Origin of the sequence: Ensifer sp. M14, assembly GCF_003355565.1 — a bacterium.
Taxonomy (GTDB): Bacteria; Pseudomonadota; Alphaproteobacteria; order Rhizobiales; family Rhizobiaceae; genus Ensifer.
Map to the genome: position 1 here is coordinate 1,572,575 of NZ_QJNR01000004.1, position 23,442 is coordinate 1,596,016.

General features: G+C 61.8%; 24 protein-coding genes. 16 read left to right on the forward strand and 8 right to left on the reverse strand.

The window, feature by feature from the left end; translation table 11 throughout:
- Positions 1 to 384: 384 nt before the first annotated feature.
- On the reverse strand, positions 385 to 2,946 hold the full coding sequence (locus BLJAPNOD_RS07460) for an FAD-dependent oxidoreductase (protein ID WP_077502683.1): 2,562 nt from the start codon (positions 2,944 to 2,946) through the stop codon (positions 385 to 387).
- A gap of 566 nt (positions 2,947 to 3,512) precedes the next feature.
- Here BLJAPNOD_RS07460 and BLJAPNOD_RS07465 point away from each other — a divergent pair.
- From BLJAPNOD_RS07465 to BLJAPNOD_RS07485, 5 genes are all read left to right on the forward strand, one after another.
- Positions 3,513 to 4,499, forward strand: a complete 987-nt coding sequence (locus BLJAPNOD_RS07465) for an ABC transporter permease (RefSeq protein ID WP_244610891.1) — start codon at positions 3,513 to 3,515, stop codon at positions 4,497 to 4,499.
- Between the two features lie 79 nt (positions 4,500 to 4,578).
- The gene (locus BLJAPNOD_RS07470) at positions 4,579 to 5,580 is read left to right on the forward strand and encodes a substrate-binding domain-containing protein (RefSeq protein WP_077502681.1); all 1,002 of its coding nucleotides are present in this window, start codon (positions 4,579 to 4,581) and stop codon (positions 5,578 to 5,580) included.
- A 199-nt stretch (positions 5,581 to 5,779) separates the two neighbouring features.
- Complete coding sequence (locus BLJAPNOD_RS07475; protein ID WP_077502680.1) at positions 5,780 to 7,366, forward strand: sugar ABC transporter ATP-binding protein; 1,587 nt, start codon at positions 5,780 to 5,782, stop codon at positions 7,364 to 7,366.
- Positions 7,363 to 8,397 carry an ABC transporter permease gene (locus BLJAPNOD_RS07480; protein ID WP_077502679.1) on the forward strand — a complete coding sequence of 345 codons (1,035 nt, stop codon included), beginning with the start codon at positions 7,363 to 7,365 and terminating at the stop codon, positions 8,395 to 8,397. The genes BLJAPNOD_RS07475 and BLJAPNOD_RS07480 overlap by 4 nt, the downstream gene beginning before the upstream one ends.
- A gap of 50 nt (positions 8,398 to 8,447) precedes the next feature.
- Positions 8,448 to 9,395 carry a sugar kinase gene (locus tag BLJAPNOD_RS07485; protein ID WP_077502678.1) on the forward strand — a complete coding sequence of 316 codons (948 nt, stop codon included), beginning with the start codon at positions 8,448 to 8,450 and terminating at the stop codon, positions 9,393 to 9,395.
- A 57-nt stretch (positions 9,396 to 9,452) separates the two neighbouring features.
- On the opposite strand, the gene BLJAPNOD_RS07490 is transcribed toward BLJAPNOD_RS07485, so the two are convergent.
- Positions 9,453 to 10,433: a sugar-binding transcriptional regulator gene (locus BLJAPNOD_RS07490; protein WP_244610892.1), complete on the reverse strand. Its 981-nt coding sequence runs from the start codon at positions 10,431 to 10,433 to the stop codon at positions 9,453 to 9,455.
- A gap of 465 nt (positions 10,434 to 10,898) precedes the next feature.
- Here BLJAPNOD_RS07490 and BLJAPNOD_RS07495 point away from each other — a divergent pair, with 465 nt between their 5' ends.
- The 4 genes from BLJAPNOD_RS07495 (at position 10,899) to BLJAPNOD_RS07510 (ending at position 15,189) form a co-directional block, all read left to right on the forward strand.
- On the forward strand, positions 10,899 to 12,947 hold the full coding sequence (locus tag BLJAPNOD_RS07495) for a bifunctional aldolase/short-chain dehydrogenase (RefSeq protein ID WP_077502676.1): 2,049 nt from the start codon (positions 10,899 to 10,901) through the stop codon (positions 12,945 to 12,947).
- A gap of 302 nt (positions 12,948 to 13,249) precedes the next feature.
- On the forward strand, positions 13,250 to 13,396 hold the full coding sequence (locus tag BLJAPNOD_RS07500; protein ID WP_077502675.1) for a DUF1127 domain-containing protein: 147 nt from the start codon (positions 13,250 to 13,252) through the stop codon (positions 13,394 to 13,396).
- Between the two features lie 378 nt (positions 13,397 to 13,774).
- A complete protein-coding gene (locus tag BLJAPNOD_RS07505) occupies positions 13,775 to 14,218 on the forward strand; it encodes a DUF3617 family protein (protein WP_147294531.1) in 444 nt (147 codons plus the stop codon).
- 80 nt (positions 14,219 to 14,298) lie between these two features.
- A complete protein-coding gene (locus tag BLJAPNOD_RS07510) occupies positions 14,299 to 15,189 on the forward strand; it encodes a methylenetetrahydrofolate reductase (RefSeq protein ID WP_115419377.1) in 891 nt (296 codons plus the stop codon).
- Positions 15,190 to 15,212: 23 nt separating this feature from the next.
- Here BLJAPNOD_RS07510 and BLJAPNOD_RS07515 read toward each other — a convergent pair whose 3' ends face one another.
- From BLJAPNOD_RS07515 to BLJAPNOD_RS35580, 3 genes are all read right to left on the reverse strand, one after another.
- Entirely contained in the window at positions 15,213 to 15,722 is a 510-nt protein-coding gene (locus BLJAPNOD_RS07515; protein WP_199565909.1) for a Rid family hydrolase, read from the reverse strand.
- 36 nt (positions 15,723 to 15,758) lie between these two features.
- Complete coding sequence (locus tag BLJAPNOD_RS07520) at positions 15,759 to 16,130, reverse strand: hypothetical protein (protein WP_199565910.1); 372 nt, start codon at positions 16,128 to 16,130, stop codon at positions 15,759 to 15,761.
- A gap of 75 nt (positions 16,131 to 16,205) precedes the next feature.
- Complete coding sequence (locus BLJAPNOD_RS35580) at positions 16,206 to 16,349, reverse strand: TetR family transcriptional regulator (RefSeq protein ID WP_199565911.1); 144 nt, start codon at positions 16,347 to 16,349, stop codon at positions 16,206 to 16,208.
- A gap of 218 nt (positions 16,350 to 16,567) precedes the next feature.
- Between BLJAPNOD_RS35580 and BLJAPNOD_RS07525 the strand changes: the two genes are divergently transcribed.
- Positions 16,568 to 17,284: a lysoplasmalogenase gene (locus BLJAPNOD_RS07525; protein WP_115419378.1), complete on the forward strand. Its 717-nt coding sequence runs from the start codon at positions 16,568 to 16,570 to the stop codon at positions 17,282 to 17,284.
- Complete coding sequence (locus BLJAPNOD_RS07530; protein WP_244610893.1) at positions 17,274 to 18,698, forward strand: coniferyl aldehyde dehydrogenase; 1,425 nt, start codon at positions 17,274 to 17,276, stop codon at positions 18,696 to 18,698. The genes BLJAPNOD_RS07525 and BLJAPNOD_RS07530 overlap by 11 nt, the downstream gene beginning before the upstream one ends.
- Here BLJAPNOD_RS07530 and BLJAPNOD_RS07535 read toward each other — a convergent pair.
- Entirely contained in the window at positions 18,676 to 18,915 is a 240-nt protein-coding gene (locus tag BLJAPNOD_RS07535; protein WP_147294532.1) for a hypothetical protein, read from the reverse strand. The genes BLJAPNOD_RS07530 and BLJAPNOD_RS07535 overlap by 23 nt on opposite strands.
- Before the next feature lie 99 nt (positions 18,916 to 19,014).
- On the opposite strand from BLJAPNOD_RS07535, the gene BLJAPNOD_RS07540 reads away from it, so the two are divergent.
- The 3 genes from BLJAPNOD_RS07540 to BLJAPNOD_RS07550 all read left to right on the forward strand — a co-directional run bounded on the left by BLJAPNOD_RS07540 (position 19,015) and on the right by BLJAPNOD_RS07550 (position 20,840).
- Positions 19,015 to 19,500 carry a DMT family transporter gene (locus BLJAPNOD_RS07540; RefSeq protein ID WP_115419381.1) on the forward strand — a complete coding sequence of 162 codons (486 nt, stop codon included), beginning with the start codon at positions 19,015 to 19,017 and terminating at the stop codon, positions 19,498 to 19,500.
- Positions 19,497 to 19,919: a DMT family transporter gene (locus BLJAPNOD_RS07545; RefSeq protein WP_077502667.1), complete on the forward strand. Its 423-nt coding sequence runs from the start codon at positions 19,497 to 19,499 to the stop codon at positions 19,917 to 19,919. Before BLJAPNOD_RS07540 ends, BLJAPNOD_RS07545 begins: the two co-directional genes overlap by 4 nt.
- Before the next feature lie 423 nt (positions 19,920 to 20,342).
- Entirely contained in the window at positions 20,343 to 20,840 is a 498-nt protein-coding gene (locus BLJAPNOD_RS07550; protein WP_115419382.1) for a DUF2165 family protein, read from the forward strand.
- A 55-nt stretch (positions 20,841 to 20,895) separates the two neighbouring features.
- On the opposite strand, the gene BLJAPNOD_RS07555 is transcribed toward BLJAPNOD_RS07550, so the two are convergent.
- Both BLJAPNOD_RS07555 and BLJAPNOD_RS07560 read right to left on the reverse strand, forming a co-directional pair.
- Positions 20,896 to 21,207 (reverse strand): hypothetical protein, encoded by a 312-nt coding sequence (locus BLJAPNOD_RS07555; protein WP_115419383.1) that lies wholly within the window; start codon positions 21,205 to 21,207, stop codon positions 20,896 to 20,898.
- Positions 21,208 to 21,319: 112 nt separating this feature from the next.
- Entirely contained in the window at positions 21,320 to 21,793 is a 474-nt protein-coding gene (locus BLJAPNOD_RS07560; RefSeq protein WP_115419384.1) for a GNAT family N-acetyltransferase, read from the reverse strand.
- Between the two features lie 611 nt (positions 21,794 to 22,404).
- Between BLJAPNOD_RS07560 and BLJAPNOD_RS07565 the strand changes: the two genes are divergently transcribed.
- Both BLJAPNOD_RS07565 and BLJAPNOD_RS07570 read left to right on the forward strand, forming a co-directional pair.
- Positions 22,405 to 22,824: a VOC family protein gene (locus BLJAPNOD_RS07565; RefSeq protein ID WP_115419385.1), complete on the forward strand. Its 420-nt coding sequence runs from the start codon at positions 22,405 to 22,407 to the stop codon at positions 22,822 to 22,824.
- 141 nt (positions 22,825 to 22,965) lie between these two features.
- The gene (locus tag BLJAPNOD_RS07570; protein ID WP_115419386.1) at positions 22,966 to 23,175 is read left to right on the forward strand and encodes a hypothetical protein; all 210 of its coding nucleotides are present in this window, start codon (positions 22,966 to 22,968) and stop codon (positions 23,173 to 23,175) included.
- Positions 23,176 to 23,442 lie beyond the last annotated feature (267 nt).

Sequence of the window (23,442 nt, forward strand, 5' to 3'; positions counted from 1 at the left end):
AACCTCGTTTATCATTGGGGTGATTGCAACACCATGATGACGATGCGCAAAGCGGTTGGTCCTCGCGGGCCTGAACTTTCGTTCGAAAAAATGCAGAACCCTTTGCGCCTTTCGAGGCTTCGTCGAACCGTTGAGAGAGCTTCGCGCTCGCGTATAAGGGGGACTTGCCTCGTGACCTATACGAGCCGTTTTGTCGGCATCGGCATATCGAAATTCTCTTTTGACATTTGCCTAAAATCAGAGTTCGCCCATAAAGCAGTCAACGAATGGGCTGGCCGTCAAAGGAAAGGCGGACGTGCCGAAAAACAACGCGCCTGCTTGGACCCAAGCAGGCGCGCGTTGATGTGAAGCCCAAGCGGGCGCGGCGATGTGTATTGGAGACGATCAGCTCCGCGGCTTCAGGTTCTCGGGATCGTAGAGCGGCTTGTAGCCGACGCCGGCGACTTCGACGGGGTAGGTCTCGGCGAAGTATTCGACGTTCAGCTTGCGGCCGACCTGGCAATGGGACCAGGGCAGATAGGCAAGCGCGATGTTCTTGCCGATCGTGGGCCCAAAGGCGATGGAGGTGGTGTAGGAGCGGCGGCCAAGCTCGTCGATCAGCACCGCGCCGGTTTCCGGGTCCATGACCGGAAGGCTGCCGACCGGGTATCGCTTCACGCCGTTTCTATCGGTGTTTTCCGTCATGATGAGCGTGCAGAGCATGGCCGGCTGATGCTCGCGGGCCTTGTATTCAAGATGTTTGGCCTTGCCGCGGAAGTCCACGTCCTTCACTTTCGGACGAGCCAGATCAGCCTCGATCAGGTTGTACTGGGTGAGAAGATCGGCGTTCTGCAGCCGCAGGCTCTTTTCCATGCGGCGCGAGTTCGCATAGGTCTCGACACCGAAGGCCATGACGCCGGTTGAGCGCAGCGCGTCCCAGACGGCGAGGCCATCCTCATACTTCATGTGCAATTCCCAGCCCTGCTCGCCGACATAGGAGATGCGGAAGGCGGTGACGTGTTTTCCCGCGATCTCGATCGGCTTGATCGCGGCGAAAGCGAAGTTCTCGATATCGAGGCCCGCCGGATCGGCAACAACCTTCTTCAGGGTGTCGCGGGCGTTGGGCCCCCAGATGCCGATGGTGATGAACTTCTCCGAAACGTCGGTGACGGTGACGTCAAGGCCGCGATCTTCGGCGACGCGGCGCATGTACTGGAAGTCGCGCGGACCGGCATCGGCACCGTTCACCAGGCGGCAGCGGTCTTCCATGCGGAAGACCGTGAAGTCGGCACGCACCATGCCCTCGTCGTCGAGGAAGTGGGTGTAGATGCCCTTGCCGATATTGCCGTCGCCGCCGATCTTGGCGGCGCACAGCCACTCGAGAAGCTCGACATGGTCCGGACCCGCGATGTCGACCATGTGGAAGTGCGAGAGGTTGACGATGCCGCAATCCTCGCTCATCGCCAGATGTTCGGCGTTGGACACGCGCCAGAAATGGCGGCTGTCCCACTCGTTCTCGCGCACGGGAACCCGGTCGCCGTACTTCTCCAGCAGGTGTTCGTTGGCGGCGTAGCCGTGGGCGCGCTCCCAGCCACCGAGCTCCATGAAGTAGCCACCGAGCTCCTTCTCACGCTCGTAGAAGGGCGAGCGCTTGACATTGCGGCCGCTGGCATAGGGCTCGCGCGTATGCACGGCCGGATAGTAGATCTTCTGCGCCGCCTCGAAGCAGCGGCCCTCGATGAATTTTTCCTCGAGTTGGTGCGGGTAGAAGCGGGAATAATCGATCGAGGCGTGGTCGATCTCGGTGCGCCCATCCGTCATCCAGTCGGCGATCAGCTTGCCGTAGCCGGGGCCGTCCTTCACCCAGATGGCAACGCAATACCAGAGGCCGCGCACCTTCTGGCTCTCGCCGCAGGAAGGCCCGCCGGCGGCTGAGACCTGCAAGAGGCCGTTGAAGGAATGGCCCTCATTGTAGCCGAGTTCGCCGAGGATCGGCGTCAGTTCCATGGCGCGCTCGAGCGGCTCGATGATCTGCTCCATATCGAGGTCGCGCTGCGATGGGGACAGGCGCGCCTCGTGCTTTTCGAGAATGTTGCGCGGATGGCAGAGACGCGGGTTGGTGGTCTCGTAATAGCCCCACTCGATCTGTCCGCCTTCGGTGGTCTTCGGATCCCCCGTGTCGCGCATATAGGCGGAGTTGCCCTGGTCGCGCAGCAGCGGAAAGCCGATTTCCTTGCCGGTGCCTTCGAATTCGTTGTACGGGCCGAAAAAGGTGAGCGGATGGTCGACCGGCATGACCGGCAGATCTTCGCCGACCATTTCAGCGATCAGGCGACCCCATATGCCGGCGCAGACGACGACATGGTCGGCCATGATGGTGCCGCGATGGGTAACGACGCCCTTGATGCGGCCGTTCTCGACGATGAGCGACGTTGCCGGCGTGTTGCCGAAGATCTGGAGCTTGCCGGATTTCTCGGCCGCATCGACCAGCTTGCCGGCAACCGTCTGCGAGCGCGGGATGACGAGGCCTGCATCCGGGTCGAACATGCCGCCCATGACCTGATCTTCCTCGATCAGCGGGAACATCTTCTTGATTTCAGCCGGCGAGACATAGTGGGCGCGGGTCCCGAAGGCTTTGGCCGAGGAAAGCTTGCGCTTGATTTCTTCCATCCAGACGTCGTCGCCAGTGCGTACGACTTCCAGGCCGCCGATGCGGGCGTAGTGACCCATCTTCTCGAAGAAATCGATCGAATACTGCGTCGTCCAAACCGAGAGGTAATCGTGGCTGGTGGTGTAGCAGAAGTCCGACGCGTGCGCGGTCGAGCCGATATCGGTCGGGATGCCGGATTTGTCGATGCCGACGATGTCGTCCCAGCCGCGCTCGATCAGGTGATGCGCGATCGAGGCACCAACGATGCCACCCAGCCCGATGATTACGACCTTCGCCTTTTGCGGAAACTCTGCCATTGATTGCGACCCTGATTGAAACTGAAGCCGGATTTTAGGATTTGCGGCGCTGCGACTAGAGCCTGTCTACGACATAATTATCGTGCTGCACGACCAGAGCCTGCCCGCTGCAAACAGGATTTCTCCATCACCTGTCGGTTGACGGCAAGGGTGCATCTCTTCGCGTGCAGGGTTTTCCTTGTCAGCACCCGTGACGCTGCACTGCCGCTGAACGAATGGCCCAGGTCGTCGGCCGTTCGGCAACGCCTGACCACTTGCCGTTCGGAAACAACCTGGACCGGTTCTCAGTCGGTCCAAACTCCCGCTTGGTTCAGAAATGGCGATATGGAAGTCGTGTTTCTGTTGGGGAAATTCCAAACTTTTCAGACAAATAGGACCGTGGCGGCAGATTGCTGTTGACAATACACAACAGTGTTTGGCAAATGTCATCGCCGACCTCGTCAGGTCGGCCGTCGCGGCATCCGAACTCGAAAGAGGTCCCGGTGCGCGGTCACGGAGCGTGCCCTGAAGCGCGCTGGGAGCCGTGGTCGCGCTGGCTTGCGAACGACCACGACGGAGGGCGCGCTTTGGAATTTCGGGTTGATCGTCAGTTGGCATTTTTGGCCGTCGTCAACGTTGCCGTGCTGGTGGCGGGGGGCGTGCTGGTCGGTGCCAGCTTCCTCGATATCTACAATCTGCAATCTATGGCCGGCCAGGTCCCCGAGCTCGGCCTTCTGGCACTCGGCGTTATGCTGGCGATGATCTCCGGCAATGGCGGCATCGATCTTTCCGGCATCGCGCTTGCCAACCTGTCAGGTGTCGTCGCCTATCTCGTGTTGCGCGACACGGTTTCGCCCGATGACGCACCGCTGCTGTTCAGCTGGAGCTTTGCCGGCATTGCGCTACTGGTCGGTCTCGCCGGCGGAATGCTCAACGGCTTCCTGATCGCGCGCGCCGGCTTGACGCCGATCATCGCGACGCTCGGCACGCAGCTGTTCTTTACCGGCCTTGCGATCGCCTTCACCAACGGGTCCGCACTCGGTCTCGGCTACATTGAACCGCTCGATGCCTTCGGCAATACGCCGGTTCTGGGCGTTCCCCTGTGCTTCGCGCTCTTCTTGCTGATCGCGCTGATCCTCGGCGGCGTACTGCGCTACAACCCGTTCGGTCTCAGGCTGCTGCTGCTCGGCAACAATGCCAAGGCCGCGCGGTACGCCGGCATTGCGGAAAAGCGCATCCTGTTTTTGACCTATACCGCCTGCGGCTTGCTTGCCTCGGTCGCCGGCATCGTGATTGCCGCCCGCACATCGAGCGTGAAGTGGGACTACGGCAATTCCTACGTGCTGATCGCGATCCTCATTGCCGTCATGGCGGGCGTTCGCCCGGAGGGTGGCTATGGCCGGGTGATCTGCGTCGTTCTTTCGGCAACGTCGCTGCAGATCCTGTCGAGCCTGTTCAACTTCATGGACATCTCCAACTTCTTTCGCGACCTCGCCTGGGGCGTGCTGCTGCTGGTCTTTCTCGCTACATCCGGTTTCGACGCCAAGGCCTGGGTGCGGGCGCTGCGCGGCTGACCCTAAGTTCCAGGGCCGGCGAGACGCCTTCGCACGCCGGCCGATCTGTCAAAATTCGAAGGTTCTTTGGGAGGAATGCATGCTTGCCATTCGTAAACTCGCTGCCTGCGCCGTCGCGCTTGGAGCCCTGACTGCCACCACGGCCGCCATTGCCGAGGAAAAGCCCAGCATCGTCACCGTGGTGAAGGTCACCGGCGAAAACTGGTTCACCCGCATGAACGAGGGCGTCGATGCCTATGGCAAGGAAAACCCTGACGTTGCTACCAGCCAGGTCGGCCCGGGCAAGGCTGATGCGGCCCAGCAGGGCCGACTGATCGAAGATCTGGTCGCCAAGAAGGTCGCGGCAATCGCCGTGGTGCCGATGGACGCATCCGCTCTTGAAGGCGTGCTGAAGCGCGCCAGCCAGCGCGGCATCAAGGTCATCACCCATGAAGCCGACAACATGAAGAACACGCTCGTCGACATCGAGGCCTTCGACAACAAGGTTTTTGGCGCACGGTTCAATGAAAAGATTGCCGAGTGCATGGGCAAGTCCGGCAAGTGGACTTCGTTCGTCGGTTCGCTCGGCAGCCTGACGCACGTGCAATGGGCTGATGGCGGTTCGGAAAATGCCAAGAAGTATCCCGAGATGGAACTGGTCTCGGAGAAGAACGAATCCTTCAACGATGCCAACCGCGCCTATGAAAAGGCCCGTGAAATCCTGCGCAAATACCCTGACATCAAGGGCTTCCAGGGTGGTTCGGCCATCGACGTCATCGGCATCGGCCGCGCCGTCGAGGAAGCAGGCCTGCAGGACAAGACCTGCGTCTTCGGCATCGGCCTGCCGAAGGACACCGGCTCCTATCTGGAATCGGGCGCCGTCGACGGCATCAGCTTCTGGGATCCGAAGGATGCTGGCTACGTCATGAACAAGGTCGCCGACATGGTGCTGAAGGGCGAGGCGCTCAAGGACGGCATGGACCTCGGCGTTCCCGGCTACGAGAAGGTCACCGTCAAGAAGGGTGCGGGCGAAGGCGTGATCGTGGTCGGCCAGGCCTGGGTCGACGTCGACAAGTCGAACTACGCCAAGTACCCGTTCTGATCGGGTCAAGATGACAGTGATGCCGGGCTCGATCGTGAGCCCGGCATCACACGTCGAATGCCGCTATAGCGCCGCGCGTCAAATCGGATGCGCCAGGACGCTGTAACGCTTCAAACCTGCTGCCTATCTTCTCGATGGATCGATTGCGATGTGAGGAGATGGTGCCGCAGGCCTCGTTCTTTTTGGTCAGGACAGTGCCATGCAGCTCAAGCACGAAGCCGGCGCGCCGCATCCAGGCGGCGAAATCGCGAAAGCCGCAATTCCCTATCTGGAGATTCGCAACATCCAGAAAAGCTTCGGCGGCGTTCGCGCACTGAAGGGTGTCAGCCTGTCGATCGAGCCCGGGCAGATCTATCACCTGATGGGCGAGAACGGCTGCGGCAAGAGCACGCTCATCAAGATCATTTCCGGCGCGCAGCCGGCCGATGCCGGCGAACTGCTGATCGATGGCAAGCCGGTCGGCCATCTCTCTCCCGTTGCGGCGCTCGCGGCCGGGATCGAGACCGTCTACCAGGACTTTTCGCTGCTGCCCAACCTGTCCGTCGCCGAAAATGTCGGCCTGACGCAGCAACTGGTCGCCGCCTCCGGCAGGCTTGCCCGGCGCCTTGACCTCACGCAGATGCGCCAGACGGCGGAACGGGCGCTCGCTGCCGTGAACCTGCCGACGAACCGCGCCTTCCTGTCGACGCGCACGGACGAACTGCCGATGGCGACGCGTCAGCTCATTGCGATTGCGCGCGCCATCGCCTCCGACGCCCGCCTCGTCATCATGGACGAGCCGACCACGGCGCTGACGAAACACGAGGTCGACAATCTGATCGGCATCGTCACTCGGCTGCGCGCCAAGGGCGTCGCCGTGTTGTTCGTCACGCACAAGCTTGACGAGTGCAAGGAGATCGGCGGCCGCGCCGTGATCATGCGCGATGGTCAGAAGGTCGCCGAATGCGACATCGCCGATCACACCAAGGCCGAACTCGGCTTCTGGATGACCGGCAAGGTGCTGGACGAATCGCGTTATCGCTCCGCACCGAAGTTTGGCGAGGATCTGCTGTCCGTCGATGCCCTGTCGCTGAAGGGCGCCTTTGCCAAAGTCTCCTTCTCCATGCGCCGGGGCGAGATCGTCGGCATCACCGGTCTTCTGGATTCCGGCCGCAACGAGCTCGCCCGCGCCATTGCCGGCGTCGTTCCGGCCGACGCGGGCCGCATCCGCCTGGGTGGCAAGGATGTAACGCCGCGCAAGCCGGCCGACGCCATCGGGGCCGGCATTGGCTATGTCCCGGAGGATCGGCTTTCGGAAGGCCTTTTTCTTGAAAAGCCGATCGAGGAGAACATCGTCGTGCCGGTGCTCGATCGTTTGCGCGGCGCCTTCGGCATCCTCGACGGACGTCGCAGCCGTGCACTCGCCGAGCGCTCAGTCGAGGACCTGCAGGTCGTCACGCCCGATGTCGCCAACCCGGTGCAATCGCTCTCCGGCGGCAACCAGCAGCGCGTTCTCATCGGCCGCTGGCTGACAATCAATCCGAAGCTTCTGGTGCTGCACGGCCCGACCGTCGGCGTCGATGTCGGATCGAAGGATACGATCTATCGGATCATCCAGCGCCTCGCGGACGAGGGCATGGGCGTCATCATCATCAGCGACGACCTGCTAGAGCTGCTGCAGAACTGCGACCGGATCATGGTGATGCGCAAGGGCGAAGTGGTGGAGACCTTCGAGGCCGAGACGCTCAAGGAAGAGACGCTCTATAGCGCCCTGGTAGAAGTGACGACTGTGAGGACCCCGCAATGACTGACACGACATTCAACGGGGCCACCCCTGACGGCAGCAACAAGGCTGCGATCGGCTCGGCCTGGCGCTGGCTGCTGCGCCATCCGCCGGTTGTCACCTTCGCGCTGATCGTGCTCGTCTGCCTGGTCGTGGGGACGATCAACACGGATTTCTGGCAGGTGTCGAACCTGTTCGACATCCTGCGCGCTTCCGTCGTGCGCGGGCTGTTCGCGCTTGGGGTTCTGGTCGTGCTGGCGTCTGGCGGCATCGACGTTTCCTTCACCGCCATTGCCGCCTTCGTCATGTACACAGTGACGATGCTGGTGACCAACCTGTTGCCAGGGCTGCCGATGCCGGTGATCCTGCTGGTGGCGGCTGCCGGTGGCGCATGCTTCGGGGCGCTCAACGGTCTGCTCGTCCACACGTTGCGCGCACCGTCGCTGATCGTGACGATCGGAACGCAATATGTCATTCGCAGCTTCCTGCTCACCTTCGTCGGCACCGCTTTGTTCATGAACATTCCGGGATCGATGGAGGCGTTCGGCAAGCTCGCGCTGTTCACCCATCAAAGCGCCAATGGCTCGATCTCTGCTCTGCCGGCCTTCGTGCTCGTACTCGCCGTTGCAGCCGTGGTGACCTGGTGGATCCTCGAGCGCACGCTGATCGGTCGGGCGGTTTATGCGGTCGGCGGCAATCCCGGCATCGCCGAACGTCTTGGTTACAATCTGCGCACCGTGCATATCTTCGTCTTTGCCTATGCGGGTCTGCTCGCCGGCATTGCCGGGATCATGCATGTCGCCAGCAACCGGCTTGCCAATCCGTTCGATCTTGCCGGCATGGAGCTTGAGATCATCGCCGCGGTCGTTCTTGGCGGGGCGCGCATCACCGGCGGTTCGGGCAGCGTGATCGGGACGTTGCTTGGCGTGGTGCTGATCACGCTGGTGAGCAACGTCCTCATTCTCGTCGGCATTCCGAGCACCTGGCAGCTCGCCATTATCGGCGTCTTCATCGTTCTCGCCGGCACGGTCTTTTCGCTTCGTGCAAGAGGCTAATCAAAGACTGCGATCTGCAGTCACGAATTCAGTAGGGAAGGTTTAAGTGCATGGCGCACGATGTATCTGTAATCGGATTGTACATTCTTGATATTCTCGGCCGGCCGGTAGACCGGATCCCGTCCGGCGGCAATGTCGAATTCATCGACGAAATCCGTCTCACCGTTGCCGGTACGGCCGGCGGCACGGTCGTCGACCTTGCCAAGCTCGGGCTGAACTGCCTGGCGGTCGGTGCCGTCGGGGACGACGAGAAGGCGGACTTCGTGCTCGCCACGCTGGAGCGCTTCGGCGTCGACTGCTCGGAGATGCAGCGCCTTGCCGGCGTGCCGACATCCGCGAGCATTCTCAATATTCGTCGCAACGGCGAACGGCCGGCGCTGCACGTGCGGGGCGCTTCGGGCCATTTCGAGATCCCGGCCGAAGCACGCGAGCGGGTGCTTGCGCCACCAATCGTCCATCTCGGCGGCACGGGGCTGCTCGATCGCCTCGACGGCGAACCGAGCCGCGTGTTGTTGGAGGAGGCCAAGCGCTATGGCCGGACCACGACCTTCGATCTGCTGGGTGCCAATGAAAATACGCTGTCGCTGATCCGGCCGCTCTTCCCCTTTATCGACTACTTCATGCCTTCGGTGGAGGAAGCCATGCTGATCTCCGGCCAGAATTCCGCCGAAGATGCCGGCCGCTTTTTTGCCGATCTCGGCGTCAAGCACTGCATCTTCACGCTCGGTGGCGATGGCGTCTGCTTCCTCGATGCCGATGGAAAGAGCCTGCGCCTGCCTGCCTTCGAAATCGACGTGGTCGACACGACCGGCTGTGGCGATGCCTTCAATGCCGGCTTCATTGCCGGCCTGCATCATCGCATGGAGACGGAGACAGCCTTGAAGTTCGCCCAGGCGTCGGCAGCCCTTGTAGCGACCGGCCTCGGATCGGATGCGGGGATCACCTCGTTCGAGGCGACCTGGGATTTCATGAACAATGCGCGCGTGAAGGCAAACTGACACGCGATTGACGCACAGAAGAGCCACTGCCCGGTTCTATCCCGGGCAGCAGGACTATTACTGCAACAGCAACTCCGCCGTGGCGATGTCGGTGACGAGGTGGGTGGGATAGCCACCCTTCAACGTCGCCCGGATCGCCGTCAGCTTGCTGGCGCCACCGGCAACGCACAGGCGCCGCGGCACCTGGCTCAACTCGTTGAGTTCGATGCCGACCATGCGGTTGTCGAGATCGCCGCGCACCGGCCGCCCTTCGGCGTCGATGAAGCGGCAGATCAGCACCCCGACCGCACCACCGGCCTGGTAAGCGTCAATGTCTTCCTGGCCGGTGATGTTGGCCGAACGGATCAGCGTCTCGGGCCCGATGTCGCCGACGCCGAAGAGGATGATGTTCGAGGAGTGGATGAGCTCGAACTGCTTGACCAGCACCTGCTCGGCCAGAAGCGCCTGCTTCAGCGCCGGCGTCGACAGCAGGGCCGGCGCAAGCAGGTTGATGCAGCGGGCGTGAATGCGGCGCGACATCAGCGATGTGCAGAATTCAGGCGCGAAGTCCGGGTTGGCGATCGAGCTTCCGGAGACCTGCACGACTGTCAATCCTTCCACCGGCTCGGGGAGCGAGATGCTGTCGGCGACGGCAAGCACCGTCCGTCCCCAGGCGACGCCGATCGTGTCGCCCGGCTGAACCATGTCGGCAAGCAGGCGCGCACCCGCTTCGCCGAGCCGCTGCACGAGGTCGCTGTTGTCGAGGGCGGGAATGACCAGCGCACCTTCGAGGCCGAACTTGTCCTTCAGGCGTCGTGCGATGCCGGTGCGGGAGCCGACTTCGGTGTTGAGGCGAATATTGACCAGGCCGCGCTCGCGGGCTTCCTGAAGGTAGTTGACGATGGTTGCCCTGGACACGCCGAGCATCTTGGCGATTTCGCTCTGGGTGAGCTGATCGACGTAGTAGAGCCAGGCGGCCCAGACGACGCCATCGTCGAATTCGGCGGGCAGCACAATGCCTTCGCCGACTGCCCGGTTTCCCCGCGCGGTATCCATCATCCTCTGCTCCCCCGGATTGTCATGGCTTCTCCTGAAGCGGAAAAAGTGTCCGCCGTCAAACAAATTTGCCATGTGTGTTGACACATGACACATCGTGGTGGCAATTGTCTCAGCGAAGGTTTTGGGAGACGCCGAGATGCAATGGACGACTATAGGCGCGCACAAGCGGGTTGGAAACGAACCAGTCAGCCGAGCGCTGCGTCCAGCCTTTCTCGCCTCCGCAAACCCGCTGCAGCTCACTAGCGTCGTCGATAGCAGTTTCCGGCGCGTTCAGCCCTGGACCGGCGGCGCAGAAGCGAAGCTTCGCCTACGGGCCGCTGGCGGATAGGCCGCCCAGTCTCATCGCGGCACGCGCAGAACGGTCGTTCGTCTTGCGCGCAGAACGATCGAGTGCAGCCGGCGACAAGACTTGATTTTCAAACCCCACAGGAAACGCTGCCAAGCGCGGGAAGACAGGAGCCTTTGATGAAATCCAGATGGTCAGAAACCGAATTCGCCCGTGTGGTCGACACCTATGTCAACGCCGGCGTCAACCGGGACCTTGCGATCCGCACCTACACGACGCGCCTTCTCGGCTCAGACCCAGAGTTGGTGCTGCACGGCGGCGGCAACACCTCCGTTAAAACCACGTTTACGGAGATGGATGGGTCCGAAGTCGCCGTTCTGTGCGTGAAAGGCAGCGGCTGGGACATGGGCACGATCGAGCCCGCGGGCCTGCCCGCCGTCAGGCTGGAGCCGCTACAGGCCATGGTCAAATTCCCGACGCTCAGCGACGACGACATGGTGATGCTGCAGCGCCGGCTGCTGCTCGATCCCGCAGCACCGAACCCTTCGGTCGAAGCGATCCTGCACGCCAACCTGCCGTTCCGGCACATCGACCATACCCATGCCAATGCGATCGTGTCGCTGACAAACCAGCCACATGGCGAGGATCTGGTGCGCGAACTGTTCCCGGATTCCATCATCGTTCCCTACGTGATGCCCGGCTTCGATCTCGCCAAGGCTTGCGACGAGGCATTCCGCGCCAATCCGGGCGCCGACGGCATGATCCTCCTGAAACACGGCATCTTCACCTGGTCGGAAGATCCGCGTGACTCCTACGAAAAGATGATCGCCGCCATCGACAAGGCCGAGCGCCGCATCGCCCGAGGCAACCCGCGTCCGTTCAAGACCGTCGAACAGGCGGCTTCGCTGGCAACGGCAGCCCAGATCGCGCCGGTTCTGCGCGGCGCCATCGCAATCGATAGCGGCGTCGAAGGCTGCCCGCGTCGCTTCGTGCTGGAGCATCGCTCCGGCCCCGAGGTTCTCGACTTCTGCAATGCCGAGAATGTTGCCGATCTGGTCCATCGCGGCAACGCCACTCCCGAGCACGTCATCCACATCAAGCGCTTCGGTGTGGCGCTGCCTGCGCCCGTTGCCGGCGACATGACCGCCTGGGCCGACAAGGTGCGCGCAGCCGTCGCCGCTTACAACGAAGAATATCGCGCCTATTTCGAGCGCAACAACGCCCGCGTCGGCGGCATCAAGCGCATGCTCGATCCTATGCCGCGCGTCTTTTACGTCGCCGGCATCGGCCTGTTTGCCGCCGGCCCGGCGAAGAAGGCCGCGCGTGTCGGCGCCGACGTCGCGGAGGCGACGATCGCCGTGATCCGCAATGCCGAGGGTATCGAGAGCTTCGAAGCGCTGTCGGAAGAGGATCTGTTCGACATCGAATACTGGTCGCTGGAACAGGTGAAGCTGACCAAGCAGGCAGAGAAGCCGCTGAGCCGCCAGGTCGCCGTGATCACCGGCGGTGCCGGCGGTCTCGGGCTGGCAATTGCCGAGGCGCTGCACGCCGAGGGCGCCGAAATCGCGTTGCTCGACCTTGCCGAAGATGCGTTGAAGAAGGAATCCGCCCGGCTGGGTGGCATCGGTATCGTCTGCGACGTGACGAAACCCGAGGCGGTCGATGCAGCTCTCGCAGATGTCGCCAGACATTTCGGCGGCGTCGATATCGTCATCTCGAACGCCGGTGCCGCCTTCCAGGGCGCCCTGCTGGATGTATCGGAGGAGGTCTTCCAGAAGGCCTTCGCGCTCAATTTCTGGGGGCATCATTACATCGCCCGCAGCGCCGTCAGGATCATGAAAGCCCAGAAGACCGGCGGCGCGCTGGTGTTCAACGTCTCGAAACAGGCGGTTAATCCCGGCCCCGACTTCGGTCCTTACGGAACGTCGAAGGCGGCGCTGATGGCGCTGATGCGCCAGTATGCGGTCGAACACGGCGCCGACGGCATCACCTCGAACGCCGTCAATGCCGACCGTATCCGCACCGGCCTGATGACCGACCAGATGATAGAAGAGCGCAGCCAGGCGCGTGGCATTTCGCCGGAAAGCTACATGCGCGGCAATCTGGTTCGCCGAGAGGTGACGGCCCGAGACGTTGCGGCCGCCTTCGTCCACCTGGCCAAGGCGCGCACCAGCACCGGTGCGGTCCTGACCGTCGACGGCGGCAATGTCGGCGCAATGATGCGCTGAGGTTGAGGCATCTGCCATTCGACCAAGCATGAAGTGGCCCAGCCCCGGTAAGTCCAACGTTATCAGGGCTGGGCACAATCCCTCTGAAGGGGCGGTTGCTCCCAGTCGTCATTCTCGATGATTGGCCTGCCCGGCTTTTGCAGTGCCCAGGGGAACAATGATCCATGCGCGGCTTGCAGGGGTGGGCTGACGTCTTGGCGCTACTGTGCGCGAGGGCTGTCGACTATATTCCCCTCATCGAAGCGAACGAAGCGCCAAGGACTGGCAGCTAGGCTTCGAAAGCCCAAGGAAAGGGGATCATCATGAACGTAGCACGCTCTTTCAACAACTGGCTCAAGTACCGGCAGACGGTCTCCGAACTGGGCCGCATGTCCTCTCGCGAATTGCGCGACCTCGGCATCGAGCGCTCGGACATCCAGAGCATCGCACGGACTGCCTACGGCCGCTAACCGCGCCTGAGACCATTGACCAATTCATGAAGCGCCTGCCCGGCAACGGGCGGGCGCTTTCGAGTCCTGCCCGCCGTCAGTTCCGCCCAAGCGGCATCACTGTCCGATGCCGGCTCCCGGGGGGCGACGACCGTGTTTGGCTTTTAACGGGCGTTCGGCGCCCGAAGAGCCTGCGGCGCTTGGCGCATCGACGGAGCCGGTTGCTTGGGTTAGATCACCCCCACAGGGTGAAACGAAGAGAGCGTCGAGCAATAAATGGTTGCAAACAACGAATTGCCGGATAAGGCCTTTCGGCACGCAGGTTCCCGGTGTTCAGTCGCGCTGCTCGGGCTGTCGCTCACGGTTTTGTTGGCTTCCGGCCCTGCATTGGCGGACGACTTGCCTCAGCGAAAGTCCGGTCTTTGGGCGTTTACGTCGCAAGACAACGCCTTTGCCGACTGGAAAATGTGCGTCGACGACACGTCCTATAATCTGGTCGAGAGCGACATCTGGTCCGATTTCAGGGACGAATGCGAAGTGCAGTCCTTCGACCGCGATGGCGCCAGCTACAAACTCGCCGCCAAATGCTTGTCCGGTTTCACCGGCGCCGCCGATCTCTTCGTCGCGCTCGATGGCGATTTTTCGACGCGCTACCGACTTTCCATCCGCACCGAAAGCGCCGGCCTTAGCGGTGAGATGGTCGTCCAATCGTCAACGCTCGATGCAGAGTTCGTTGGCGCATGCCCTGAGGGGTTGGTGCCCGGAGCAAAGGAAATGCGCGGAGGCATGGTGGTGCAGCCACCCGAGAAAACAGCACCTGCCTCCGATTGGGCCAAGCCCTAGATCGGGAGATATCCAGGCCCGGCGGTCTGCGCCGTTTGGCTCTGGCAACCCATGCGTCGCCGCGCCGGCAAAGGATGCCCATGAATACGTTTGCGAGACACGATTTGGAGACTGCGCTGTTTCACAACTATTCGCTGGAGATTACCGGCAAGGATATCGGGCAAATCGAAGCTGCGAGATTCGCCATTCCTGCCGGTACGCCGATCAACATCGCCTTCCTCGGAAACGAGACCCATGCGCAGCGCATCGAGGCGGCGGCACGTATCCGGCAATGGGGGTTCGAACCCGTTCCGATCCTTTCATCCCGGCGGCTGAAATCGGTCGAGGACCGTGACGAGCTGCTCGCCGGCCTGATCGTTGCTGCGCGTCCCACCCGTTTCATGTTCGTGGGCGGCGATCCCTCGTCACCCGCCGGTCCCTATAAGGATTCACTCGATCTGATTGCCGGCGGCATCATCGAAGACCACGGCATCACCCATGTCGGCATCGGCGGCTATCCCGAAGGACACCCGAGGATTGACCGAACGCGGCTCTGGGAAGCTCTGGAGCAGAAGATCGGGCTCTTGAAAGCCCGTGGCTGCACGGTGGAGATCACGACGCAATTCGGTTTCGACGCGGACGCAATCGTCGATTGGATCGTGCGGGTGAGGGAGCGGGGCATCGATGTGCCGATCCGCATCGGCGTGCCTGGACCTGCCGACGTCAGGCGGCTGCTGCGCTTTGCAGTACAATTCGGCGTAGCGTCATCCGCGGCGATCGTCGGGAAATACGGATTTTCGCTCGCCAACCTGGTCGACAAGGTAGGGCCGGATCGTTTCATGAGCCGGCTCGCAGATGGCATGGCAGGCCGGAATCTCGGCACGGTCTTGCTGCATCTCTACCCCTTCGGCGGCATTGCCGAGACCGTCGCCTGGGCGGCCGATGCCGCTTGCCGGCAAATGAGCGCACGTGTCCGCGGCGAGACCCGGTAGGCCTTGATGGACCGGGAAGCCCGTCAACCGGGCAGTGGCGCGAATGCTGTCGCCTTGATCTCGACCAGGCCACCGTCGGGGTTGAGTTCGGCAACGGCAAGTTCGACTGCGGCGGGATAGGGCGCGGCAAAGAACTCGTCCCGCACCGCGGCGATCACCGCCAGTTGGCCGGCCTTGTCCAGGGCCAGGCGGTCGCTTCCGAACACATGGAACATCTGGAGCTCGACAACGTCCTCGAGGCGCGCGCCACAGGCATGCAGCAATCGCGCGATCAGCGTGAAAACACGGCGCAGTTCGAGGCGAAACCCTTCGGCGTTCATCGGCTTGGTCTCGCCGTTTGCGGCAACAATGCCGGAGAGATAGACGAAATCGCCGGCGCGGCGCGCGGGCGCGTAGTGAAATTGGTCCACATCCGCGCGGAGTTCCACCGGGATTACGACCTCTCCGGTGCGGGTGGGGACGGCTGTGATGGTCGCTTCAAAGGGCTTCATCGCATTATCTTTCGGTTCGTTGGGGGAGGCACGCCCGGTCAAGCTCACCCGTCGGCCAGGTGAGCGGCGTGGCCGTCTTCACTGCAAGGCAGCAAGGGACGGCTGGACGAGAGCTTCCAGCTTCTGTCGGGTGGCGCCGTCGCGTGCCTGCATCGAGATGGCCTGCATGATGGCGCCGTAGTAGTTGGCCAATGTCGCTGTGTCGGTGGTTTGCGGGAGTTCGCCGTCCGCCACGCCGCGCGCCAGTCTTGCGCGCACGCGCTCCACGGTTTCTTTCCGCAGGCCCTTGAGCAGATCGTAAAGCGGCCCGATTTCGGGTTGGCAGTTCATGACGCCGAGGATCAACAGGCAGCCGTTCGATTGCGGCGCGCCAAGCGCGATGTCGATACTGGCAAGAAGCATGGCGCGTATCGCCTGTCGCGCCGTTTCGCCGGCCTCGAGCGCGCGCATCGATCCCGATCCGACGGTCGCGACATAGAGGCCGACCGCCTCGCGAAACGCCTGCTCCTTCGAGCCGAACGCCGCTTAAAAGCTTGGCGGCGTGATGCCGATGGCGGCCGTCAGGTCGTTGAGCTGGGCGGCCTCATAGCCTTTTGCCCAAAATACCTCCATGATTTTATGAAGCGCAAGATCGCGATCGAAACCACGCGGTCGTCCCCGGGTCGCCATGAGTTTTCCTTTCTGTAGTCTGTTTTATATAAATCGCCTGACAGTGCGTGCAAGGCTATCCCCGAAATTATGTAGCCGGGATTACAGAAAAGACTGCGGCCTTCATATTTGTTCAGCTATGGACAATCTTCGGCGCTCGATTACAGTCCTTCGAACGAGAGTTGAGGATCGGCGATGGCGGTCGCCGGCGGCAAGTCTCACCGCTATCGAGGGCAGGCATGGGACAAGGCATCACTTTGAGCGCGCGAAACAACGCATGGATCTACGCGCTGTTTGCCGTTTGCGCGGTTCTCGCAATCGTCGGCAGTCTCATGGCTGGCAGCGATGATTCAGGCTGGCGATGGCTGCATTACCTCACGAAACCGACGGCGACGATGCTTCTGCTCGTGGCCGTCCTTCGCAACATCGGCCCGGCGTCTGGCGCCTATGGGATGGCGATTGTCATCGGGCTTACCTTTGCGGCGGCCGGCGATTTCTTTCTGATGTTGCCGGGCGACTATTTTCTCGCCGGCCTCGTCTGCTTTCTCCTGACCCACTGCGCCTATATCTGGGCGCTCACCCGGGACAGCCGCTTTGCCGCCGACAAGAGCATATTCGCCCTCTTCGCCGTCATCGGCTTTCTCGTCATTGCCGGATTGTGGTCGTCCTTGCCGGCCGGCATGCGCATCCCCGTTGTCATCTATGCGCTGGCGCTGGCGGCGATGGCCGCACAGGCGATTTCCCGCGACCGGCAGGTTGCTGTCGGAGCGCCGCAGAAATCCGCTGCGCGATCAGCGGCGCTTGGCGGGCTGTTCTTCATGGTCAGCGACACGCTGCTCGCTTACGGTCGGTTCCGCTGGAACATCCCCTATAATGCCGTCTGGGTCCTTGGCACCTATTATGCCGCACAATGGCTCTTCGCCCGTTCGACCGAAGGCAAAACGCATGAACGATAGCCATCCGCCTCAGCTACAACAGAGCTTCGAGCGTTTGCGCGCGGCCTGGCTCGATCAACGCCCATCCTACGAGCAGCGCCGGGACGATCTGAAGCGCCTGCGCCGTCTCTTCCGCGAACGCCTCGATGAGATGTCGAAGGCAGTCAGCGCCGATTTCGGCCATCGCTCCGTCCATGAGACGTTGCTTGGTGAGGGCAGCGTCGTGCTATCGGAGATCGATCACACGCTTGCCAGGCTCAAGGCCTGGATGAAGCCGGAGCGACGGGCGGCCGGATGGAAGCTCTGGCCGGCAAAGGCGCAGGTCCGCTTCGTTCCTCTCGGCGTCGTCGGCATCATCTCGCCGTGGAACTATCCGGTCAACCTGGCGCTGGCGCCGCTGGTGGCGGCGATCGGTGCCGGAAACCATGTGCTGCTCAAGCCGTCGGAACATACACCGCGCACGTCGGAATTCTTGCGCAAGCTGGTCGCCGACGTTTTCCCCGATACACGCGTGACGGTGGCGCTCGGCGGCGCCGAACTCTCGGCTGCCTTTTCCGCTTTGCCGTTCGACCATCTGTTCTTCACTGGTTCGACTGCCGTTGGCCGCAAGGTAATGGCCGCCGCGGCGCAGAACCTGACGCCAGTGACGTTGGAACTCGGCGGCAAGTCGCCAGCCATCGTCGGGGAAACGGCGGATCTGCGGCGCGCGGCGGACCGCATCGCGACAGGCAAGTTCTTCAACGCCGGCCAAACCTGCATCGCGCCGGACTATGTCCTGATCCATGAAAGCAAACGCGATGCTTTCGTCAGCCTGCTGAAGCAGCAGATCGGTGAGCGCTACGGGGTGGGCAACGGTTATCAGGATTATACCTCGATCATCAACGGCGCCCAGCACGACCGTCTCGCCGGCCTTGTAAGCGATGCGCGGGCACACGGGCATGCGCTCATTCCGCTTCTGGAAATGAAACAGGCTTCACCGTCGCGCGTTCGCCTGATGGAACCCACCGTAGTCCTCGAGCCCACTCAAGACAGCGCGGTCATGCGCGAGGAGATCTTCGGGCCGATCCTGCCTGTGATCAGCTATCGCACCAGGGACGAGGCGATCGGCTTTGTGCTCGGCCGCGACCGTCCGCTGGCGCTCTATTGCTTCAGCGCGGATGAGGAGGAGATTGAGGCGATCCTCGCCCGCATCGTCGCGGGCGGCGTCTGCATCAACGATACGCTTTACCAGTTTGCCTGCAACGACATGCCATTCGGGGGTGTCGGCGCGAGCGGCATGGGCCATTATCACGGTCGGGAAGGCTTCCTGACCTTCTCCAAGTCGATGCCGGTGCTGAGGAAATATGATCCCGCACCGAGTGACCTGATCTCGCCGCCCTACAAGGGGCTGACGGACAAGCTTGTCCGCTTCATCACCTGGATACCCGGGCGCTAACGCTGTCCGGGTCCGGTCCGGGCAGCTCTGTCGGTCTGCCCTGGCAGCGACTGTCAAGCCAGAATTTCGCCGCCAACGTCGCCCGGACGGTTCTGCTCGGCGACGGCATCAGGCCCAATATCAGCGCGTCCATGCCGTAGACGCCAGTCACCTTGTCGATCGACAGGTCGAAGCTGGCGCTGTCGTTGGTCTTGTTGGTGGCGAAAGTGGCAGGCAAAAGCAATCGAAAGCTGTCAATCGCGCCCCCGAACCTCTAGGAAAAGCAAACGGCGATTGATGACTGCCGAATGATTGATTCTGTTGCGAGCACCCATTCATGACCACTCCCTCCGCACCTCGGCTGAACCCGTTGCATCTGCTGGCCGCCTTCGGCACGGGCGGGCTGCTGACGCTGATGGTTCATTTCAACGGTGAATTGGGGCGCTACGGCAACGCATTGTTCTCGTCCTGGGCGGCGCATGGCACGGGGACAGTGGCAGCCCTTTTGCTGCTCGCTGTCCTCTATCCCTGGCGCGCGCGAAATGTAGGGGCGAAACCGCATGCGCCGCTGTGGGCCTATCTTGGCGGGATTTCTGGCGCCATCACCGTCATGCTGACCTCGTTTGCGGTGAACTCGCCGCTTGCATTGTCCGGTACGCTTGCCCTGGGGCTTGCGGGCCAGGTGATTTTCAGCATCGTGGCGGATCGCTGGGGGCTCTTCGGCCTGCCGATGCGTCGTCCGGATCGTCGCGATCTGGCGGCCATGGTCCTGATCCTTGCAGGCAGCGCGCTCATCATCCTCTTCGGCAGGGGCAACGCATGACCCTGCCGATCCTTTTTGCCTGCCTCGCAGGCGTTCTGGTTGGTGTCAGCCGACAGGTCAATGGCCGGCTCAGCCTCTCAACTTCGCCGCTGATCGCGTCGTTCTGGAACCACATCGTCGGCTTCGTCGCCTTGAGCATTCTCGGCCTGTCGATCGGCGGCCTCATTCCCGAGGGGGCGGCGGACGCCCCCTGGCATGCCTATCTCGGCGGCTCGATCGGTGTGGTCTTCGTCGCTGCCGGCAGCTGGCTCATCGCGCGCATCGGTGCCGTCAATACCGCGCTGCTGGTGATCGGAGGGCAGATGGTCTCGGGCGTGGCGCTGGATTTGTTGCAGGGCGTTTCTGCGGGGCTTCTTGCCAGTGTGCTCGGCGTCGCCCTGATCCTTGCCGGCATGGCGTTGACTCAACGCCGCCGTTGAACACGCGACGGGCGCAGGCAAGCGCTATCGCCACGTCAGTGGACGACCACTGCCGCCTCCGTCGTCATTCTTGCTGATCGGTGTGGTTTGCTGACGGGGATGGGCGACAGCCGCTTTGCCGATCATGCCTTGCGCAGGCCCTCGTTCGATCCCTGCGCAAGGCAATAGACCCAAGGTCCGCCGACGCCGATGGTGCCACCGATTTCGTGGCCTCAATAAGGCGTCCAGACGTGTGGCGCACGGCGGCGGCGCCGATGGCCAGTTGATCCCCAACTTATTTCCGAAAATGTGGACAGCCTTCATTCCGGTGGAAAAACACAGGCCCGAAAAATAACGATGTCGGCGTCACATGTGCCTGCTGCCAATCGTCATCTGGGTATCGCGGTCAAACGCGTCCTTCTCAACCCATGGTGATATCGAAAAATGACCCAGCTGACTTCGCTCCTCCTGATCAAGGCCGTCCTGCCTTCCGGGCTCGCGCTCTGGCTTGCCATTGTCGTGCTTAACAACGTCGTCGCTTTTCGCAACGGCGTCTTTTCGATTGGTTTGTTGATGCGCATGCAGTTCTTCGATCAGGAGCCTGCCATCCGCACGCCGCTGCTGTCGCGCCGGGTCAACGACGCCCTGTGGCATCGCGCGGTCTTCAGCTTCGTTCTGCTGTCGGAGGTGGCGACCATGCTGCTTCTGGCCGGGGCAGCGTTTGTGTTTTTCGGCACGCTCCTGGGTCATTCGGATGGTGCCGCGGCGGTCATCTGGGCCAATCTCGCTTTCGCAGCGTTGATCGCCCTCGGCCTGATTATGCTGCTCGGCGGTGCGTGGTTTGCCTATTATATCCGCCAGGACACCCTGCAGATCACCCATTTCATCCTGATTGGCCTCGGCGTCGCCGGCACGCTGCTGGTGAACATGCCGGCCCAATAGAAAAGCATCAATGGATATGTTTGTCCGTCCCGGTCAACCACGTCGGCCTTGCCTGCTATCGCCACCGCGCGTTGCTTTGGCAGGACACACCGACGAGAACGCCGATGGCAAAGCCGATCAGTCCGGCCGTGCTGACAACCGTCGTCGCCGTGCCTGGATTGTCCTTTGCGGCGTCGACGACGCTCTGTCCCTGTGCACGCACGACACGCGCGGCGGAACGAACCCGCCCTCTCGCATCCTCCGCTAGATCGGCGGCGCTCTCGGCGGCTTCGCCGGCGCGCGCTGAAATCGATTTGGTCAGCTCTGCGACCTGCGCCCGCAATTCGGAGATCTGGTCCTCGACGGATCGCTGAATGTTATTAGCCATTTGTGCACCTCGTTTGTCTTGGCAAGGTACCAACGATGGTCGGCGGCTTAAGTTCCGCCCAGGATCGCAAATGTGGTAAGCGGTCGTGCGGTATCTGTATCTGCGGTGAGATTTAGCGCGGCTTGAGTGTCTTGCTCATATTTGTGCCGGTGACACGAAATCCCGTTGCTTCATAGACATGCCGCGCACGTCGGTTGTTCTCGGCGACACGCAACTTGACCTGCTCGAACCCTTTTGCAGAGAGTTCGATCTCAAGTGCGGCCATGGCGAGCTTTCCAAGGCCTTTTCCCTGATGTTCGGGCAGAATGTGGAAGTCGCTGATGAAGGCTGAGCGGCCCCTTGCGTCCGGTCGATACCAGAGATAGCCGACATGCGCGGCATTTGCACTTTCGATCAGGCAAAGCAGGACGTTGCCTGGGGTATCGACGCCTTGCGGCAGGTCCTCGGCGATTTCGCTCGTTGCCTGCGCCAGGGCATCTGCATCCGGGAGCCCGTAATTGGCGGCGATCTCCGCGGCATAGTCGGGAACGAAATAGGCGAGATATCCAGCATACTCGCTCTCAAGCATCGGCCTGAATGAGATCATGGTTCTTTCGCTTATCTGCAGAGTGGGATGAACGGTCCGAATGCCGCCACGCCGGCGGTTCATGCCGCGGAAGGCCTACTGCATGTTTCCTTAAATCGTATTCGGTTTAAGGATAAAAACATGCAGCAATTCGAAGTGCTACAGCGACCTTTGCGCGTCTGATTAGACACGCGGCGCTGTAGTGAACGGCCACGTGGTCTCGTGGCAGCGAGGTAGACGTCAATCGCCCGCCCGACCCCATCCTAAAACTGATGGCGATCGCGTTCCCGGGCCTTCTGCCAGACAAAGGCAGTCGAATGCAACAGATCTGTTCGGATTTTGATGAGGCAGCGGGAAATCCCGAAAACAAAAAAGGCCGGCGATGCCGACCTTTTCCCGTTCGCTGCCTTGCCCTGCCAGTACATCCGTGGTCAGCGGTTTAGCGCGAACTCTGACCGGAACACATCCGCCTCACCGAGACTGTCTATGCTCAACGATCAATTCGTTATGCCCCATATGGCGAGCGATTGCGGCTATTTCAAGCCCTGGAAACCAAGTCTGCGCCTGACGGCCATTGACGGACCTCGGGTCGGACCTAATTCCCTGTTCGATGGCAAACGGAGGAGCCCAGGATGGAACTGCATCGTGGCCGGTTGATCGATCATATTCAGCTGGTGATCAAGGATCTCGGCGCAAGTCGGCGGTTCTACGAGGCCGTACTCCGTGCTCTCGAGGTGCCGTTGGGGGGCGAGGGTGAAGATTATTTTTGGGCCGACGAACTGTTCGTCTCGACGGCCGGCAGCCAAGCGGCCCAGGGTCAGTTGACCGGGCGCCACCATCTAGCGTTCCAGGCCAGGGACAGCGCCATGGTCGACGCCTTTTACAAAGTCGGCCTGGAAAATGGCGGCAAGGACAACGGTCGACCCGGTGAACGCCCCTATCATCCAGGTTACTACGCCGCGTTCCTGCTCGATCCCGACGGCAACAATATCGAAGCCGTCTATCACGGTGCCGCCAGCCGTAGCGCCAGATCGGTGAAGATCACATTCTAGGGGTGTTTATCCGGCGGAGGCGTGATGCCTCGGCGTCCATGATAACATGGGGCTTTTCGGCGACGCCGGCCCGCCGGCGAGACGTTCACTTGACACTTCTCTTAAAATAGAACAAAAAGAGAACAGATGTGGAGATGAACGATGACCCGCACTGAAATCATCAATCGCGCACTGGCCGCCGTCGCCGACTCCCGCCTGAAGCGAGAGCGCGACAGCGAGCGCCGCAAGCAGATTTTTGGCCGTATCGACCTTACGGCGCCTTTACCGAAACTAAGTCGCGGCGTGCAGCTGAGCTTGAACCTCGATGGTGGGCGGAAGCAATCCGACCTGAAAAGGGCGAAATCCCATTGATCCCGAACGCGCACGGGCGATGACCACCGGAGTTGTCTGGAATTGAGCCGAGTACGTACTCGGTCGGGTGCTTGGCCGACTGCTCTTCGCTCATATGTCGCGGGCGAGGGCACGAGTGCTTTCAGCGCAAGCGAAAGAAAACGAACGGGTCTGCCATTGCAGCCGGATGACGGAGCCGGCGGCCCCGTCACTGTTTAACATCGCGTCGCGCAACGTGTCGTCGCATTCCAAGCGCTTTCGCCGGGTCCGTGGCCTCGAGGCAAACCA

Coding starts and splice junctions, on each gene's coding strand:
- BLJAPNOD_RS07485 (WP_077502678.1), top strand. CDS start 8,448: ATGGCGCACGATGTATCTGTAATCGGATTGTACATTCTTGATATTCTC.
- BLJAPNOD_RS07520 (WP_199565910.1), bottom strand. CDS start 16,130: ATGCGCGCGCTCGAGGCCGGCGAAACGGCGCGACAGGCGATACGCGCC.
- BLJAPNOD_RS07480 (WP_077502679.1), top strand. CDS start 7,363: ATGACTGACACGACATTCAACGGGGCCACCCCTGACGGCAGCAACAAG.
- BLJAPNOD_RS07490 (WP_244610892.1), bottom strand. CDS start 10,433: ATGATGGATACCGCGCGGGGAAACCGGGCAGTCGGCGAAGGCATTGTG.
- BLJAPNOD_RS07495 (WP_077502676.1), top strand. CDS start 10,899: ATGAAATCCAGATGGTCAGAAACCGAATTCGCCCGTGTGGTCGACACC.
- BLJAPNOD_RS07555 (WP_115419383.1), bottom strand. CDS start 21,207: ATGGCTAATAACATTCAGCGATCCGTCGAGGACCAGATCTCCGAATTG.
- BLJAPNOD_RS07475 (WP_077502680.1), top strand. CDS start 5,780: ATGCAGCTCAAGCACGAAGCCGGCGCGCCGCATCCAGGCGGCGAAATC.
- BLJAPNOD_RS07460 (WP_077502683.1), bottom strand. CDS start 2,946: ATGGCAGAGTTTCCGCAAAAGGCGAAGGTCGTAATCATCGGGCTGGGT.
- BLJAPNOD_RS07500 (WP_077502675.1), top strand. CDS start 13,250: ATGAACGTAGCACGCTCTTTCAACAACTGGCTCAAGTACCGGCAGACG.
- BLJAPNOD_RS07550 (WP_115419382.1), top strand. CDS start 20,343: ATGACCCAGCTGACTTCGCTCCTCCTGATCAAGGCCGTCCTGCCTTCC.
- BLJAPNOD_RS07570 (WP_115419386.1), top strand. CDS start 22,966: ATGACCCGCACTGAAATCATCAATCGCGCACTGGCCGCCGTCGCCGAC.
- BLJAPNOD_RS35580 (WP_199565911.1), bottom strand. CDS start 16,349: ATGGCGACCCGGGGACGACCGCGTGGTTTCGATCGCGATCTTGCGCTT.
- BLJAPNOD_RS07530 (WP_244610893.1), top strand. CDS start 17,274: ATGAACGATAGCCATCCGCCTCAGCTACAACAGAGCTTCGAGCGTTTG.
- BLJAPNOD_RS07565 (WP_115419385.1), top strand. CDS start 22,405: ATGGAACTGCATCGTGGCCGGTTGATCGATCATATTCAGCTGGTGATC.
- BLJAPNOD_RS07540 (WP_115419381.1), top strand. CDS start 19,015: ATGACCACTCCCTCCGCACCTCGGCTGAACCCGTTGCATCTGCTGGCC.
- BLJAPNOD_RS07510 (WP_115419377.1), top strand. CDS start 14,299: ATGAATACGTTTGCGAGACACGATTTGGAGACTGCGCTGTTTCACAAC.
- BLJAPNOD_RS07525 (WP_115419378.1), top strand. CDS start 16,568: ATGGGACAAGGCATCACTTTGAGCGCGCGAAACAACGCATGGATCTAC.
- BLJAPNOD_RS07470 (WP_077502681.1), top strand. CDS start 4,579: ATGCTTGCCATTCGTAAACTCGCTGCCTGCGCCGTCGCGCTTGGAGCC.
- BLJAPNOD_RS07545 (WP_077502667.1), top strand. CDS start 19,497: ATGACCCTGCCGATCCTTTTTGCCTGCCTCGCAGGCGTTCTGGTTGGT.
- BLJAPNOD_RS07560 (WP_115419384.1), bottom strand. CDS start 21,793: ATGATCTCATTCAGGCCGATGCTTGAGAGCGAGTATGCTGGATATCTC.